Raw genomic sequence first — 14,544 nt, forward strand, 5'->3', positions numbered from 1 at the left:
CGATCGAACGGCCGGCCCCGCCACGCGGGCACGCTCGGGCCTTGCCGCAGCGGCAAGGCTCGCGGCAGCGGAACACGCCCGACCAGCGTCCATGACTGGCGCGCAGACCCGTCGCCCGCCGGCGTCCGCCCTCCCCTACAATCGCCGCCCTCGATCACGACGGATGCCCCGATGGCGCGCCTGAACCTGCAGTTTCCCGAGGATGCCTACGTCTACCGCACGACGCTGACCGTGCGCATCACCGACATCAACGGCGCGAACCATCTGAGCAACGACGCGATGATCTCGATGATCTCGGAAGCGCGCGCCCGCTTCCTGTTCGAGTTCGGCATCACGGAGCCGATGGATGCGCAGCTGGGCATCATCGTCACCGATCTGGCGACGATGTATCGCGCCGAGGCCTATGCGCGCGACCAGCTGCTGTTCGAGGTCGGGGTAATGGACTTCAATCGCTACGGCGGCGACATCGTGTTCCGCATCACGCGGCCGGCGGACGGCACGCTGATCGCGATGGCGAAGTCCGGCTTCGTGTTCTTCAACTACACGGCGAAGAAGGTCGAGGCGATGCCGGAGACCTTTCGCGCGCTGTTTCCGAAGGTGAATACGGCCGGCTGAGCACCGGCCGGCGCACAGCGGCTTAGCGCCTGACGGTGCGCGGCCGCTTGGCGGCGCGCTTCGTGCCGGCCTTGCCCGCCGCCGGCTTGCGAGCCGGCGCTTTGGCTTTAGCTTTGGCTGCGACTTTGACCTCGGCCGGCCGGGCCTTGCGCGCGGCTACGCGTTCGGCGGCGACCGCCGGCTTGCGCGCAGCCGGCTTGCGCGGCGCTGCGCGCGGCGCGTCCGCCACCACGGCAGCCGGCGCCGCTTCGGCGTCCAGCGCGGCGCGCATGAAGGCTTCGATCTGCGGCCAGAGACGCGCGGGCCGGGTGCGCAGCTCCAGGATGGATCTGGCCATCAGCAGCCGCGCATTCGGCAGTTGCGTGGCGAGCGAGCGAGCGTCGCGGTGCTCGTGCAGCTTGTCGCCGCTGTGGCCGATGATGAGCACCGGCATCGTCAGCCGGCGGCGTTCGGCCAGCGTCGGCACGATGGGGCCAACCAGCACGCCGTGCAGGATCGCGGCGACGACGCGCGGGTCGTTGGAAATGGCGTTCATCGCGCTGGCGAGCCAGTCGACCGGCGGCCGCGGCAGGCGGCCGATCAGACGCGCGATGCGCGCCTGCACCGGCTGGTTGTAGCGCGAGGCGACGAGCAGCGGCGAGAGAATCAGCGCCGCCCACGGCGCCGACCATTCCATCACCGGCATTTCGAGGAACAGCGCCGCGCAACGCTGCGGCGCCTTGACGGCGACCGTCAGCGCCGTGATGCAGCCGAGCGAGACGCCGCCGACGACGGCGCGCGACCAGCCGAGATGGTCGAGCAGCGCCAGAACCTGATCGGCGTAGAAATCGACGCGGTGCTCCTTGGGATCGCGGCTGCGGTCGCTCTTGCCGTGGCCGAGCAGGTCGATCAGCGCGACCTGATAGCCGAGCGCGGCGAAGCGGCGCGCCAGCGCGCGGTTGAGCAGCGAGTCGAGCAGGATGCCGTGCACGAGGATGCAAGGCATGCCGCCGTCCGCACCGTAGAGCTCGTAGGCGAGCGTGTACTGCTGGTAGCGGAACTGGCCGCTGCGGACTTCGATCGGCGTCGACATGGCGGCGCTCCCCCGGATCTTGAAATGGCCGCCAGCATAGCGTCGGCGCTCCGGCCCGTTATGGCCGCAGACTCCGCGGTCCTGTCGCACCGGCGAATGCGCGCCCCGACCGGCGCCGCGGCCGGCGCCGCGGCCAATGGCAGCCGGCCGGCGCCTGCGCTAGCGTCGCCCACCACTCAAGGGGAACCGTTCGATGATGATGCTCTGGCGCAGCCTCTGGATCTGGCTGAGCTTCCGCTGGCGCGGCCGGCTGGCCGTGCTCGATACGAGTCGCCTCGCGCTGCGCGTGTGGCCGGGCGATCTCGACATGAACCTGCACATGAACAACGGCCGCTACTTCTCGGTGGCCGATCTCGGCCGCCTCGATCTGGGCCTGCGCAGCGGCGTGTGGTGGAAGGCGCTGCGCCGCGGCTGGCGGCCGGTGGCCGGCGATTCCGACGCGCGCTTTTCAAGCTCGCTGCAGCCGTTCCAGACCTACGAGCTGCAGTCGCGCCTGCTCGGCTGGGATCAGAAGTGGACCTACGGCGAGCACCGCTTCGTGCGCGACGGCCGCGTCTGCGCGCTGGTGCTGGTGCGCTATCTGTTCGTCAGCAGCAAGGGCCCGGTGCCGCCGGCCAAGATCATGGAAGCCTGCGGCGGCGGCGAACAGACGCCGACGCTGCCGGAATGGGTGCTGCGCTGGAGCGAGAACCAGGACCGCATCAGCGCCATGCTCAAGGCCGAGCACGCCGCCGCGGCCGCCGGCAACGACGCAGTGTAAAGTCGCCCCGCCCACTTTTTCCCTTTTCCCTTTGCCAGCCGCAAGGCCTCTTTCGCAGGAGACATTCCCTTGGCCAGCACCCCTTATCCGCATCTGCTGCAGACGCTCGACCTCGGCTTCACGACGCTGAAGAACCGCGTGCTGATGGGCTCGATGCACACCGGCCTCGAAGACCGCCGCAAGAACTTTCCGCGCCTCGCCGCGTACTTCGCCGAGCGCGCGCGCGGCGACGTCGGCCTGATCGTCACCGGCGGCTTCGCGCCGAACATCGAGGGCTGGCTGACGCCGTTCGCCTCGAAGCTGTCGACGCACGCCGGCGCGCGCGCGCATCGCGAGATCACCGACGCCGTGCACGCCGAGGGCGGCAAGATCGCGATGCAGATCCTGCACGCCGGCCGCTACGGCTACTCGCCGTTGTCGGTTTCCGCCTCGCGCGTCAAATCGCCGATCACGCCGTTCACGCCGCGCGAGCTGTCGGCGCGCGGCGTCGAGCGCCAGATCCGCGCCTTCGTGCGCGCCGGCGTGCTAGCTCGCGAGGGCGGCTACGACGGCGTCGAGGTGATGGGCTCCGAGGGCTACTTCATCAACCAGTTCCTCGTCACGCATGTCAACAAGCGCCAGGACCAGTGGGGCGGCTCGTTCGAGAACCGCATGCGCCTGCCGGTCGAGATCGTCTCGCGCATGCGCGAAGCGGTCGGCCGCGACTTCATCATCGTCTACCGCCTGTCGATGCTGGATCTGATTCCGGACGGCCAGACCTGGGACGAGATCGTGCAGCTCGCCAAGGCGATCGAGAAAGCCGGCGCGACGATCATCAACACCGGCATCGGCTGGCACGAGGCACGCGTGCCGACGATCGCCACGTCGGTGCCGCGCGGTGCCTTCGCGTGGGTGACGCAGAAGCTCAAGCCCGAGGTCGGCATTCCGGTCTGCACCACCAACCGCATCAACGATCCGGCGGTCGCCGAGCAAATCCTCGCCAGCGGCCAGGCCGACATGGTGTCGATGGCCCGCCCGCTGCTCGCCGATCCGCAGTTCGTCAAGAAGGCCGCGCAGAACCGCGCCGACGAGATCAACACCTGCATCGCCTGCAATCAGGCCTGCCTCGATCACGCCTTCCAGCTGAAGACGGCGAGCTGCCTCGTCAATCCGCGCGCCTGCCACGAGACCGAGCTGGTCTACGCGCCGGCGGCGCAGAAGAAGCGCATCGCCGTGATCGGCGCCGGTCCGGCCGGCCTCGCCGCAGCGACCGTCGCCGCCGAGCGCGGCCATGCCGTCGAGCTGTTCGACGCGGCGAGCGAGATCGGCGGCCAGTTCAACATGGCCAAGCGCATTCCCGGCAAGGAAGAGTTCCACGAGACGCTGCGCTATTTCCGCCGCAAGCTGGAGACGACCGGCGTGACGGTGAAGCTCGGCAGCCGCGTCTCGGCGCCGGCGCTGCTCGCCGGCGGTTACGACGAGATCGTGCTCGCCACCGGCGTGGCGCCGCGCAATCCGAAGATTCCGGGTCAGGCGGAACAGGAAGCGAGCGGCAAGGTGCTGAGCTACATCGACGTGCTGCGCGACGGCAAGGCGGTCGGGCCGCGCGTCGCCGTGATCGGCGCCGGCGGCATCGGCTTCGACGTCGCCGAGTATCTGGTGCTCGACGGTCATTCGCCGACGCTCGACCTCGCCGAGTGGCTGCACGAATGGGGCGTCGCCGATCCGGCCGCGGCGCGCGGCGGTCTCGCCAGACCCGAGATCGCGCCGCCGGCGCGTCAGGTCACGCTGCTGCAGCGCAAGGCCGAAGCGCTCGGCAAGCGTCTCGGCAAGACCACCGGCTGGATCCATCGCGCATCGCTGAAGATGAAAAAGGTCGAGATGATCGGCGGCGTCAACTACGAGGCGATCGACGCCCGTGGCCTGCTGATCAGCTACGGCGAGAAGCGCGAGAAGCCGACGCTGCTGGAGGTCGACACCATCGTGCTGTGCGCCGGCCAGGAGCCGCTGCGCGAGCTGTACGAGCCGCTGCAGGCCGGCGGCGCGCGCGTGCATCTGGTCGGCGGCGCCGACGTCGCCGCCGAGCTCGACGCCAAGCGAGCGATCGACCAGGGCTCGCGCCTGGCCGCGACGCTCTGAGCCGCGGCGCGGCGCTCAGGCGGCGGCGAACAAGGCCGCCGCCGCGATCGCCTCGATCGCGAGGAACAGCAGCGCCCAGCCATTCGGCCGCTCGCGCAGCAGCGCAATGCCGCGGCCGGCCGCCATGCCGGCAAGCGCGGCGCCGACCGTGATGGCGACGCCGGCGCGCAGCTCGGGCCGCCACAGCGGCAGCAACAGCACGACGGCGACGGCCAGGCCGAAACCGCCGTAGACGGCCTGCACTTCGTTGCGCGCGGTCGGCGTCGTCGCCGGCAGCTCCAGCCGTGCGAGCAGGGTCCGCGGCGACGCGAACGCCGCCGCGCCCATCAGCGCGAACAACAGGGACACCGCGCTCAGCACGCCCATCGGCATCGCTCCGTCTGGTTTTCGCCCGGCTTGCAGCCCGGCGAAAAATGCGCCGCCGCGACGGCGCCGGCAATGACCTGCGAGGTCATCGGCGCGGCACGCCGCGATCACCGCTCTGCCGATGCACACCTCGACCGTCCGCCGCGAGCGGCGCGGCGAGCGGCGGCGAGGCCGCGGTCGCCGAGCTGACAGAGCCGTCATGCGGCAGGGGCAGAATCCCTCTCGCCAGCCCGTGCCGCAGCGGCTATGGTCGCGGCTTCCCTGATCGAATCCGGACCCACGGCATGAACATCGGCAAGCGGCTGTGCGCAACCTTCACCGGCGGCTTCGCCGCGCTCCTGCTCGCCGGCGCCGCGAGCGCCGCCGGCGTCGACACGCACGCGCTGAAGGCCGCGATCGACGATCCGGCGCGGCCGGCGGAGCAGAAGGCACGCGATCGCTACCGCCATCCGCAGCAGACGCTGACGTTCTTCGGCATCGCGCCGCAGATGACGGTCGTCGAGATCTGGCCCGGCACCACCGGCTACACCGACATCCTCGCCGCCTACCTGCACGAGCACGGCCGCTACATCGCCGCGACGCCGGCGGCGAGCCTGCCGACGGCGTCCGACTACAGCAAGCGCAGCGTCGCCGCCTACCGGGCCAAGCTCGAAGCCGACCCGGCGCGTTTCGGCCAGGTGCTCGTCACCGAATTCGGTCCGCCGCAGCGCACCGCGATCGCGCCGCCCGGCAGCGCCGACGCGGTGCTGACCTTCCGCAACGTGCACAACTGGGTCTCCGGCGGCTTCGAGCAGCAGGCCTTCGACGCGTTCTTCGCGGCGCTCAAGCCCGGCGGCGTGCTCGGCGTCGTCGAGCATCGCGCCCGGCCCGGCAGCACGCTGCAGCAGATGAAGGACAGCGGCTACGTCAACGAGGATTACGTGATCGCGCTCGCCCGCAACGCCGGCTTCGAGCTCGCCGCGCGCGCCGAGATCAACGCCAATCCGCAGGACAGCAAGGATCACCCGGCCGGCGTCTGGACGCTGCCGCCGACGCTGCGCCTGAAGGACCAGGACCGCGAGCGCTATCTCGCGATCGGCGAGTCGGACCGCATGACGTTGAAGTTCGTCAAGCCGCTCGCCGCCGCCGTGCCGTAGTCGCGCCGCTGCGCAAACCGCTGGCCCCGCCCGATCTCCGCCGCTCACCCTGCCGCCATCCGCCATGAAAGCGATCCCGCTCCTCACGCTCCTCGCCGGCCTCGGCCTGTGCACTTCCGCCGCGCTGGCGGCCGCCGATGCCGGCTCGAACGTTGCACGCCGCGAAGTCGGCAAGCTGGTGTTCGAGAACGTGCCGGAGACGCCGCCGGCGCTGCGCGAAACGCTGCGCCGCTACCAGAACACGCGATCGGCGGTGTTCCAGGACTGGCTCGACGACGGCTCGATGCTGATCACCACGCGCTTCGGCCAGACCGCGCAGCTGCATCGCGTGACGGTGCCGGGCGGCGCGCGCACGCAGCTGACGTTCTTCGACGAGCCGGTCGCCGGTGCGCTGGCGATTCCCGGTTCCGGCAACCGCTTCATCTTCGAGCGCGACAGCGGCGGCGACGAGTACTACCAGGCCTATCTGAGCGGCCTCGCCGGCGCCGAAACGGCGATCACCGAAGCGAAAACGCGCAACGAGAGCTTCCTCGTCACGGCGGACGGCAAGCTGCTGCTGTGGAGCCGCGTCACGCCCGGCTCGGGCGACTACAGCCTCGAAGCGATGAACCCCGCCGATCCGGCGAGCCGCCGCATCGTCCACGCCGGCAGCGGTGCGATCGCCGCGCTCGACGTCTCCCCGGACGGCCAGCGCGTGCTGTTCACACGCTATCTCTCGATCACCTCCAGCAAGCTCTACGAACTCGAGCTCGCGTCGCAGGCCGTGCGCGAAATCCGGCCGTCGAAGCGCGAGATCGCCTACGACGGCGGCCGCTACGTCGACGGCGGCCGCAGCATCCTGACGCTGTCCGACGAGGACAGTGACTACAAGCGTCTGGTGCGGATCGATCTGGCCAGCCAGCGGCGCAGCGCGGTGTCGCCCGCGGACCTGCGCTGGAACGTCGAAGCCTTCGAGCTGTCGCGCGACGGCCAGACGCTCGCCTACTCGATCAACGAAGGCGGCCGCTCGCGCGTCGTCGTCGAGGATCTGCGCACGCGGCTCGCGCTGCCGCAGCCGGCGCTGCCGGTCGGCGTGCTGACCGCGCTCAAGTTCGCGCCGGACGGCCGGCGCCTGGCGATCGGCATCAACAGCGCGACCTCGCCCGCCGACATCTGGGTCTGGGACCTCGCCGCGGCGCAGCTGACGCGCTGGACCACGAGCGAGATGGGCGGCCTCGATGCGGCGGCGATGGTCGCGCCGTCGCTGATCGCGTTCCGCTCCTTCGACGGCCGCGAGATCCCGGCCTGGATCACGCGGCCGCGCCGCGCCGGCCGCGCGCCGGTCATCATCGACATCCACGGCGGACCGGAGAGCCAGGATCGCCCGGGCTTCAACACGCGCCGGCAGTTCTGGGCCAACGAACTCGGCGCCGCGGTGATCGCGCCCAACGTGCGCGGCTCCGACGGCTACGGCAAGGCCTATCTCAAGCTCGACAACGGCGAGAAGCGCCAGGACAGCGTCAAGGACATCGGCGCGCTGCTCGACTGGATCGCGACGCAGCCGGACCTCGACGCCGGCCGCGTCGTCGTCTACGGCGGCTCCTACGGCGGCTTCATGGTGCTGGCCTCGCTGGCCGCGTACAGCGACCGCCTCGCCGGCGCGATCGACATCGTCGGCATCTCCAGCTTCACGACCTTCCTGCAGAACACCGAGGGCTATCGCCGCGACCTGCGCCGCGTCGAGTACGGCGACGAGCGCGATCCGAAGATGCAGAAGATCTTCGCGCAGATCTCGCCGCTGAATCTCAGCGCGCAGATGAAGAAGCCGCTGTTCGTGATCCAGGGCTACAACGATCCGCGCGTGCCCTACACCGAGGCCGAACAGATCGTCGCCAAGGTCCGCGCGCAGGGCATCGTGCCGGCCGACCGCGTCTGGTACCTGCTGGCTCGCGACGAAGGCCACGGCTTCCGCAAGAAGCAGAACATCGACGCGCAGCGCGAGGCCGAAACGCTGTTCCTGCAGCAGCTGTTCGGCGCGCGCTGAAGCGCGCCGCAACGCGCCGCCGGCGACCCTGGCCGGATTTACTACTCGACCGGGGCAGCGCCGGCGCCTAAGGTCGCGGGCGTCCGACGGCGTTTCGGGGAGCCGCCGCGGACACGGCGCAGACGACGCCAGCGACGATCCGGCCTAGCGGACGCATCGCATCCGACAACGAAGCTCTCCGGGGGAGATGCTTCGTGAAACGCCCGGTTCTCTACGCCTGCTGCGCGTCCGCGGCCCTGCTCGCCGCCTGCGGCCACTCCAGTTCCACCAGCGAGGCGCCGGTCGCCAAGGACCGCTACGCGCTCGCCAACGGCTGCTTCGTGCTCCGCGACGACGGCAGCGGTCGCTACGTGCAGCGCAGCGGCGACACCTACGCGCTGACGCCGGACCTCTCGCGCGCCGAACCGTTCTTCTTCAAGCCGACCGCGCTCGGCCGCTACCTGCTCTACAGCCGCGATGCGCATTTCGTCGCGGCGCTGCCGCGCGCGCGCGGCGTCACCGCCGCGGCGAGCGCCGACGAATCGGCCGACTGGACGATCGACGGCGAGGCGCCGCTTTACACGCTGCGCTCCGACGAAGTCGACGCCAGCCTCGTCGCCGGCGAGGCCGGCCTGCAGCTCGCCGACGCCGGCAGCGACTTCCGCTTCGAGGCGGCGCAGGATTGCGCGAGCTTCCCCGAGATCGGCACCAATGCCAGCGGCACGACCTACCGCGGCCGCGGCGCCGCACAGCCGGTGGTCGGCTTTGCCGACTCGCACCTGCACATCACCGCGACGGACTTCCTCGGTGGCACGCACTACGGCCGACCGTTCCACCGCTACGGCGTCACCGAGGCGCTGAAGAACTGCACCGTGCAGCACGGCCCGGCCGGCACGCTTGATCTGGTCGGCAATCTGTACGTCTACACCAACCCGCTGGCGACGCACGAAACGCAGGGCTGGCCAAGCTTCCACGACTGGCCGAGCTGGCAGTCGCTGACGCACGAGCAGACCTACTACAAGTGGCTGGAGCGCGCCTGGCTCGCCGGCCAGCGCCTGACCATCAACTTCCTCGTGCAGAACGAGACGCTGTGCAACATCGAGGCGAACACCGTCGGCCTGTCGCCCGGCGAGAACTGCAACGAGATGGACGCCGCGCGCCTGCAAGTGCAGCAGATCCACGATCTGCAGGACTACATCGACGCGCAGGAGGGCGGCCCCGGCAAGGGCTGGTTCCGCCTCGTCGATTCGCCGGCCGCGGCGCGGCGCGTCATCAACGAGGGCAAGATGGCGGTCGTGCTCGGCATCGAGAACTCGCACCTGTTCGACTGCGCGCTGAAGATCGGCCTCCCGCAGTGCGACAAGGAGACGATCGACCGCGAACTCGACGAGTTCCACGCGCTCGGCGTGCGCGCGGTGTTCCCGATGCACGAGTTCAACAATGCGCTCGGCGGCAACGGCCTGTTCAACGGCTCGATCCTCAACGTCGGCAACTTCATCGACACCGGCAGCTTCTGGCAGACCTACGACTGCCCGGACCAGCCCTATCTCTATCAGGGCGGCACGAAGATGACCGGCGTGCCGCTGGTGCTGCTCAACGGCAACGATCCGCTGTCGCTGTTCGTGCAGAACGTGCTGAACGGCTCGCCGGTCGGCCTGCCGGTGTACGACACCAGCACCAATCAGTGCAACACGCGCACGCTGACCGATCTCGGCCGCTACCTGATCCAGCGTCTGATCGACAAGAAGGTGATGATCGAAGTCGACCACATGGAGCTGAAGATGAAGAGCGAGGTGCTCGACATCGCCGAAGCGCAGACGCCGAGCTATCCGGTGATGTCGAGCCACGGCGGCCACGGCGGCGTCAGCATCGAGCAGGCGCAGCGCATCTTCCGCACCGGCGGCCTGATCTTCGACTACAAGGGCAACGGCCAGGGTTACGTCGAGGCCCTGCAGAAGACCGAACCGCTGCGCGATCCGCGCTACTTCTTCGGCTTCGGCTTCGGCGCCGACACCAACGGCATGGGCAGCCAGGCGCGCCCGCGCAACGAGCAGAAGAAGGCGCCGGTGCAGTATCCGTTCACGCTGTTCCAGGGAGCGGACTGGGGGCCGCAGTTCAACGGCTTCAAGCCGGTGATCTTCGATCACCAGCAGAGCGGCGAGCGCGTCTACGACACCGACGTCGACGGCTTCGCGCACTACGGCATGATGGCCGACTTCGTCGAGGAAGTGCGCATCGAAGGCGGCAAGCCGGCGCTCGATGCGCTCTACAACAGCGCCGAAGCCTATCTGCAGATGTGGGAACGGGCCGAGAACCGCTGAACGCCGCCAGCGCTCAGGAGCCTCGCGCCGCGGCGCCCGCCGGGAGGCCGTACGCGAATGCGGCCCGCCCGGGGGCCGCGCGCCCGGCGGCGAGCGTCGCCGCCGGGCGCACCGCCGATGCCCGGAAGGGTCATGCCTGCCGCGGCGCGCGGCTCGATGGCGCACGGCCGTGCCCGCTGCCATCACCGCCCGCGCCTCGGGCAAGGCCCCGGACGCGCTGTCGCGGCAAGGCCATAGGGGGATCTGGTTCACAGTCCTTGCTAGCGACACCCCCCGATCGGGGGCGACAGACGGCGGCCGGGGCCTGACACTCCCGAGGCGTCACCGGCCTTTCGCATCGGCCGGCCCGATCTCTCGACACTGGGGGTGTTGATATGACTGCAGCTCGGATAACGCCGCAACTCGCGGTGCTCGCGTCACCTTCGTTGCCGTGGACGCGCCGGCAGCGCTCATGGATGGGGATCGCCGCACTCGCCTGCGCGGCGCTGCTCAGCGCCTGCGAAGGCGATGACGGCACCAATGGCGCCATGGGCCTGCAAGGGCCGCAGGGCGAACAGGGCCCACAAGGCGAACAGGGGCCGGTGGGCGAAACCGGCCCGGCGGGGCCCGCAGGCCCCGCCGGCGCGACCGGTCCTCAGGGCGTTCCGGGGCCGCAGGGTCCGGCGGGCGCGACGGGCCCGGCGGGGCCCACAGGCGCGGTCGGTCCGATCGGCGCCACCGGCGCGACCGGTGCCACGGGCCCGCAAGGCGCCAAGGGCGACAAAGGGGACCCCGGCCTGCTGTATCGCGCGGCCTGGAGCGGCGCGACCGTCTACAACAGCAACGACGCCGTCAGCTACAACGGTTCCAGCTACGTCGCGCTCTCCGGCAACAGCAACAAGCAGCCGGACACCAACGCGGCGATCTGGGCGGTGCTCGCGCAGCGCGGCGACACCGGCGCGACCGGCGCCACCGGGGCGCAGGGGCCGACCGGCCCGCAGGGCGCGACGGGCGCGACCGGCCCGCAAGGCATTCCGGGGCCGCAGGGGCCGCAAGGCGCGACCGGGCCGGCAGGTCCGACAGGGCCCGTCGGCGCGACCGGCGCGACCGGTGCGACGGGTCCGCAAGGTCCGCAGGGCCCCGTCGGACCCGCGGGTCCGGCGTTCAGCCTGCCGTACAGCGCTTCAGCATCCGTGTCGGGTCCGTTGCTGAGCCTGACGAACACCATCGCGGACAACAGCGGTGGCGGCATCGCCATCACCGTCGACGGCCCGAGCTCGGTCGCAGATCCGCTGCCCGCCGGCAGCTTCAAGATCAACAACAGCAACTCGGTGGCGGCCGCGGTCAAGGGCGAGGTCAACACGATCTTCGCCAACTTCGGTGCCGCCGCCGTGTACGGCGTGTCTTCCGGCACCGGCGGCTACGGCGGCCTCTTCTACGCTTCCAACGCGGCCGGCAACGGCCCGGCGCTAATCGCCATCAGCGACGGCAACGGCAACGGCATCACGGCCAACGCCGGCGGCACCGGCGATGGCGTCGAGACCACCGCCGATGGCACCGGTGCCGCGATCTATGCCTGGACGCCGAGCTTCGGCACCGGTCGCGCCGCCCGCTTCGTCAACTACAACACGGCCAACGCCAATCCCGTGCTCACGGCCGAGAACCACGGCAGCGGCGCGATCGCGGTGTTCAGAGCGGGCAACCCGGGGGCCGTGAACGTCGCCCGCATCGACGCGAACGGCAAGGGCTTCTTCAATGGCGGCACGCAGGTCGGCGGCGCCGACCTCGCGGAGTTCGTGCCGACGCGCGGCCGCACGCCGCAGCTCGCCGAGGTCGTGGAGATCGATCCGGATCATCCGGGCCACTTCCGCCTGTCGACCCAGGCCAACAGCACGCGCGTCGCCGGCATCATCTCGACGGCCCCTGGCGTCACCCTCAACGCCAAGGACGGCGCCGTTCGCGACGTCAGCGGCCCGGCGCTGGCGCTGGCCGGCCGCGTGCCGGTGAAGGTGACGCGCGAGGGCGGCGCGATCCACGCCGGCGATCTGCTCGTCGCCTCGTCGACGCCGGGTCACGCGATGCGCGCCGCCGACTCGCCGAAGCCGGGCACGGTGATCGGCAAGGCGATGGAGAACTTCGACCGCGACCAGGGCCTGGTCGAAGCGCTGGTGATGCTGCGCTGAACGAGACGGCCGCCGGCGGCGGCGCGGATCACGCCGCAGCAACGAACAAGGCGCCATTCGGCGCCTTGTTCGTTTCCGCTCGCCGCGTGTCGCGTTTACTCGAACATGAAGCTTTCGACCGGCAGCTTGGTCAGCGACTTGCTCGGCTTGATCATCGAGCTGGCGTGGCCCTTGGCGCGCGGCAGCAGGTGATCGAAGTAGAAGCGCGCGGTGGTGATCTTGGCCTTGTAGAACTCCGGCTTCTCGTCGCCGCCTTCCGCGAGCTTCTTGCTGGCGACCGCCGCCTGCAGCGCCCAGAAGTAGGCCATCGTCACGTAACCCGAGTACATCAGGAAGTGATGGCTGGCGGCGCTGACGACGTCGCGATCCTTGCGCGCGGTGAGCATGATGCGCATCGTCAGCAGGTTCCACTCGGCGGCGTACTTGGCCAGCACCGTCGCGTAGCGGCGCAGCTTGGCGTCGCGCATGTGCTCGACGGCGAACTTGGCGATCATCGAGGTGAACTCGCGAACCGCGCCGCCGCGGGTCATGATCAGCACCTTGCGGCCGAGCAGGTCGAGCGCCTGGATGCCGGTCGTGCCTTCATAGAGCGTCGAGATGCGCGCGTCGCGCGCGATCTGCTCCATGCCGTGCTCCTTGATGTAGCCGTGGCCGCCGAACACCTGGATGCCGTGGTTCGCCGCTTCGAGGCCCATCTCGGTGAGGAAGCCCTTCATGATCGGCGTGAAGAAGCCGAGCTTGTCGTCCCAGTGCTTGTACTTCTTCTGGTCGCCTTCGATGATGCCGTTGGTCATGTGGTCGGCATACTGGGCGGCGAAGTAGATCATCGCCCGGCCGCCTTCGGCGAAGGCCTTCTGCGTCAGCAGCATGCGGCGCACGTCGGCGTGGTGGATGATCGCGTCGGCGACCTTTTCCGGCTCCTTCTTGCCGGACAGCGCGCGCATCGAGCGGCGTTCCTTGGCATAGGCCAGCGCGCCCTGGAACGACAGCTCGGCGTGGCAGACGCCCTGGATCGCGGTGCCGATGCGCGCGGTGTTCATGAACGTGAACATCGCTTCGAGACCCTTGTTCGGCTCGGCGATCATCCAGCCGGTCGCCTCCTCGAAGTTGAGCACGGCGGTCGCCGAGGCCTTGATGCCCATCTTGTGCTCGATCGCGCTGCAGACGACCTGGTTGAACTCGCCGACCGAGCCGTCCGCCGCCGGGCGGAACTTGGGCACGATGAACAGCGAGATGCCGCGCGTGCCGGCCGGCGCGTCCGGCAGGCGCGCGAGCACGACATGAATGATGTTCTCGGCCAGATCGTGCTCGCCGGCGGAGATGAAGATCTTGGTGCCGCTGATCTTGTAGGTGCCGTCGGCCTGCGGCTCGGCCTTGGTCTTGACCTGGCCGAGATCGGTACCGCACTGCGGCTCGGTCAGGCACATGGTGCCGGTCCAGCGGCCTTCGGTCAGCGGCGGCATGTAGATCGCCTTCAGCTCATCCGAGGCGTGCTGCATGATCGTGTTCATGGCGCCGAGCGACAGGCCCGGATACATGTTGAACGACCAGTTGGCGGTGCCCATCATCTCGGTCTTGAACAGGCCCATCGACATCGGCATGCCCTGGCCGCCGTACTCGGTCGGGTGCGACAGGCCCTGCCAGCCGCCGGCGACGTACTGCTCGTAGGCTTCCTTGAAGCCCTTCGGCGTGGTGACCTTGCCGTCCTGTAGGCGGCAGCCTTCCTCGTCGCCCGACAGGTTCAGCGGCGCCAGCACTTCCTCGCAGAACTTCGCGCCCTCTTCGAGGATCGCGGCGACCGTCTCGGGATCGGCGTCCTTGCCGTTCGACAGCGACGCGTAGTGCGCCGGGTAATCGAAGACTTCGTTGATCAGGAAGCGCATGTCGCGCAGCGGAGCTTTATAGGCGGGCATAGGGGATTACCGATAAGGAACGGCGCGGATTGTGGCGGTGCAACATCGACCCGCCATTGGCCTGAATGACTGCGCCCGC

At 69.8% G+C, this 14,544-nt stretch carries 10 protein-coding genes; 7 read left to right on the forward strand and 3 right to left on the reverse strand.

Annotation, left to right across the window (positions count from 1 at the left end; genetic code table 11):
- Window positions 1-171 precede the first annotated feature (171 nt).
- A complete protein-coding gene (locus H149_RS0109215; protein WP_020649462.1) occupies window positions 172-615 on the forward strand; it encodes a thioesterase family protein in 444 nt (147 codons plus the stop codon).
- 22 nt (window positions 616-637) lie between these two features.
- Here H149_RS0109215 and H149_RS20405 read toward each other — a convergent pair whose 3' ends face one another.
- A complete protein-coding gene (locus H149_RS20405; protein ID WP_020649463.1) occupies window positions 638-1,687 on the reverse strand; it encodes an alpha/beta fold hydrolase in 1,050 nt (349 codons plus the stop codon).
- Between the two features lie 193 nt (window positions 1,688-1,880).
- On the opposite strand from H149_RS20405, the gene H149_RS0109225 reads away from it, so the two are divergent.
- Together H149_RS0109225 and H149_RS0109230 are read left to right on the forward strand one after the other, a co-directional pair.
- Window positions 1,881-2,447, forward strand: coding sequence for a thioesterase family protein (locus tag H149_RS0109225; protein WP_020649464.1), 567 nt, complete (start codon window positions 1,881-1,883; stop codon window positions 2,445-2,447).
- 69 nt (window positions 2,448-2,516) lie between these two features.
- The gene (locus H149_RS0109230; protein WP_020649465.1) at window positions 2,517-4,565 is read left to right on the forward strand and encodes an NADPH-dependent 2,4-dienoyl-CoA reductase; all 2,049 of its coding nucleotides are present in this window, start codon (window positions 2,517-2,519) and stop codon (window positions 4,563-4,565) included.
- A gap of 15 nt (window positions 4,566-4,580) precedes the next feature.
- On the opposite strand, the gene H149_RS23600 is transcribed toward H149_RS0109230, so the two are convergent.
- Window positions 4,581-4,931 carry a DUF4345 family protein gene (locus tag H149_RS23600; RefSeq protein ID WP_039748614.1) on the reverse strand — a complete coding sequence of 117 codons (351 nt, stop codon included), beginning with the start codon at window positions 4,929-4,931 and terminating at the stop codon, window positions 4,581-4,583.
- Between the two features lie 284 nt (window positions 4,932-5,215).
- Here H149_RS23600 and H149_RS0109240 point away from each other — a divergent pair, with 284 nt between their 5' ends.
- From H149_RS0109240 to H149_RS24220, 4 genes are all read left to right on the forward strand, one after another.
- Entirely contained in the window at window positions 5,216-6,067 is an 852-nt protein-coding gene (locus tag H149_RS0109240) for a class I SAM-dependent methyltransferase (RefSeq protein WP_020649467.1), read from the forward strand.
- A gap of 64 nt (window positions 6,068-6,131) precedes the next feature.
- Window positions 6,132-8,090 (forward strand): S9 family peptidase, encoded by a 1,959-nt coding sequence (locus tag H149_RS0109245; protein WP_020649468.1) that lies wholly within the window; start codon window positions 6,132-6,134, stop codon window positions 8,088-8,090.
- 194 nt (window positions 8,091-8,284) lie between these two features.
- Window positions 8,285-10,390 (forward strand): amidohydrolase family protein, encoded by a 2,106-nt coding sequence (locus H149_RS0109250; protein ID WP_020649469.1) that lies wholly within the window; start codon window positions 8,285-8,287, stop codon window positions 10,388-10,390.
- 455 nt (window positions 10,391-10,845) lie between these two features.
- Window positions 10,846-12,552: a collagen-like domain-containing protein gene (locus tag H149_RS24220; RefSeq protein ID WP_020649470.1), complete on the forward strand. Its 1,707-nt coding sequence runs from the start codon at window positions 10,846-10,848 to the stop codon at window positions 12,550-12,552.
- Window positions 12,553-12,647: 95 nt separating this feature from the next.
- Here H149_RS24220 and H149_RS0109265 read toward each other — a convergent pair whose 3' ends face one another.
- A complete protein-coding gene (locus H149_RS0109265; protein ID WP_020649471.1) occupies window positions 12,648-14,465 on the reverse strand; it encodes an acyl-CoA dehydrogenase C-terminal domain-containing protein in 1,818 nt (605 codons plus the stop codon).
- Window positions 14,466-14,544: the final 79 nt, after the last annotated feature.

Origin of the sequence: Solimonas variicoloris DSM 15731 (assembly GCF_000382285.1) — a bacterium.
GTDB lineage: Bacteria > Pseudomonadota > Gammaproteobacteria > Nevskiales > Nevskiaceae > Solimonas > Solimonas variicoloris.

What these genes read in the sequence shown, in the direction of transcription:
- H149_RS20405 (WP_020649463.1), bottom strand. Translation starts at nt 1,687, where the DNA reads ATGTCGACGCCGATCGAAGTCCGCAGCGGCCAGTTCCGCTACCAGCAG.
- H149_RS0109240 (WP_020649467.1), top strand. Translation starts at nt 5,216, where the DNA reads ATGAACATCGGCAAGCGGCTGTGCGCAACCTTCACCGGCGGCTTCGCC.
- H149_RS0109215 (WP_020649462.1), top strand. Translation starts at nt 172, where the DNA reads ATGGCGCGCCTGAACCTGCAGTTTCCCGAGGATGCCTACGTCTACCGC.
- H149_RS0109245 (WP_020649468.1), top strand. Translation starts at nt 6,132, where the DNA reads ATGAAAGCGATCCCGCTCCTCACGCTCCTCGCCGGCCTCGGCCTGTGC.
- H149_RS0109265 (WP_020649471.1), bottom strand. Translation starts at nt 14,465, where the DNA reads ATGCCCGCCTATAAAGCTCCGCTGCGCGACATGCGCTTCCTGATCAAC.
- H149_RS0109225 (WP_020649464.1), top strand. Translation starts at nt 1,881, where the DNA reads ATGATGATGCTCTGGCGCAGCCTCTGGATCTGGCTGAGCTTCCGCTGG.
- H149_RS23600 (WP_039748614.1), bottom strand. Translation starts at nt 4,931, where the DNA reads ATGGGCGTGCTGAGCGCGGTGTCCCTGTTGTTCGCGCTGATGGGCGCG.
- H149_RS24220 (WP_020649470.1), top strand. Translation starts at nt 10,846, where the DNA reads ATGGGGATCGCCGCACTCGCCTGCGCGGCGCTGCTCAGCGCCTGCGAA.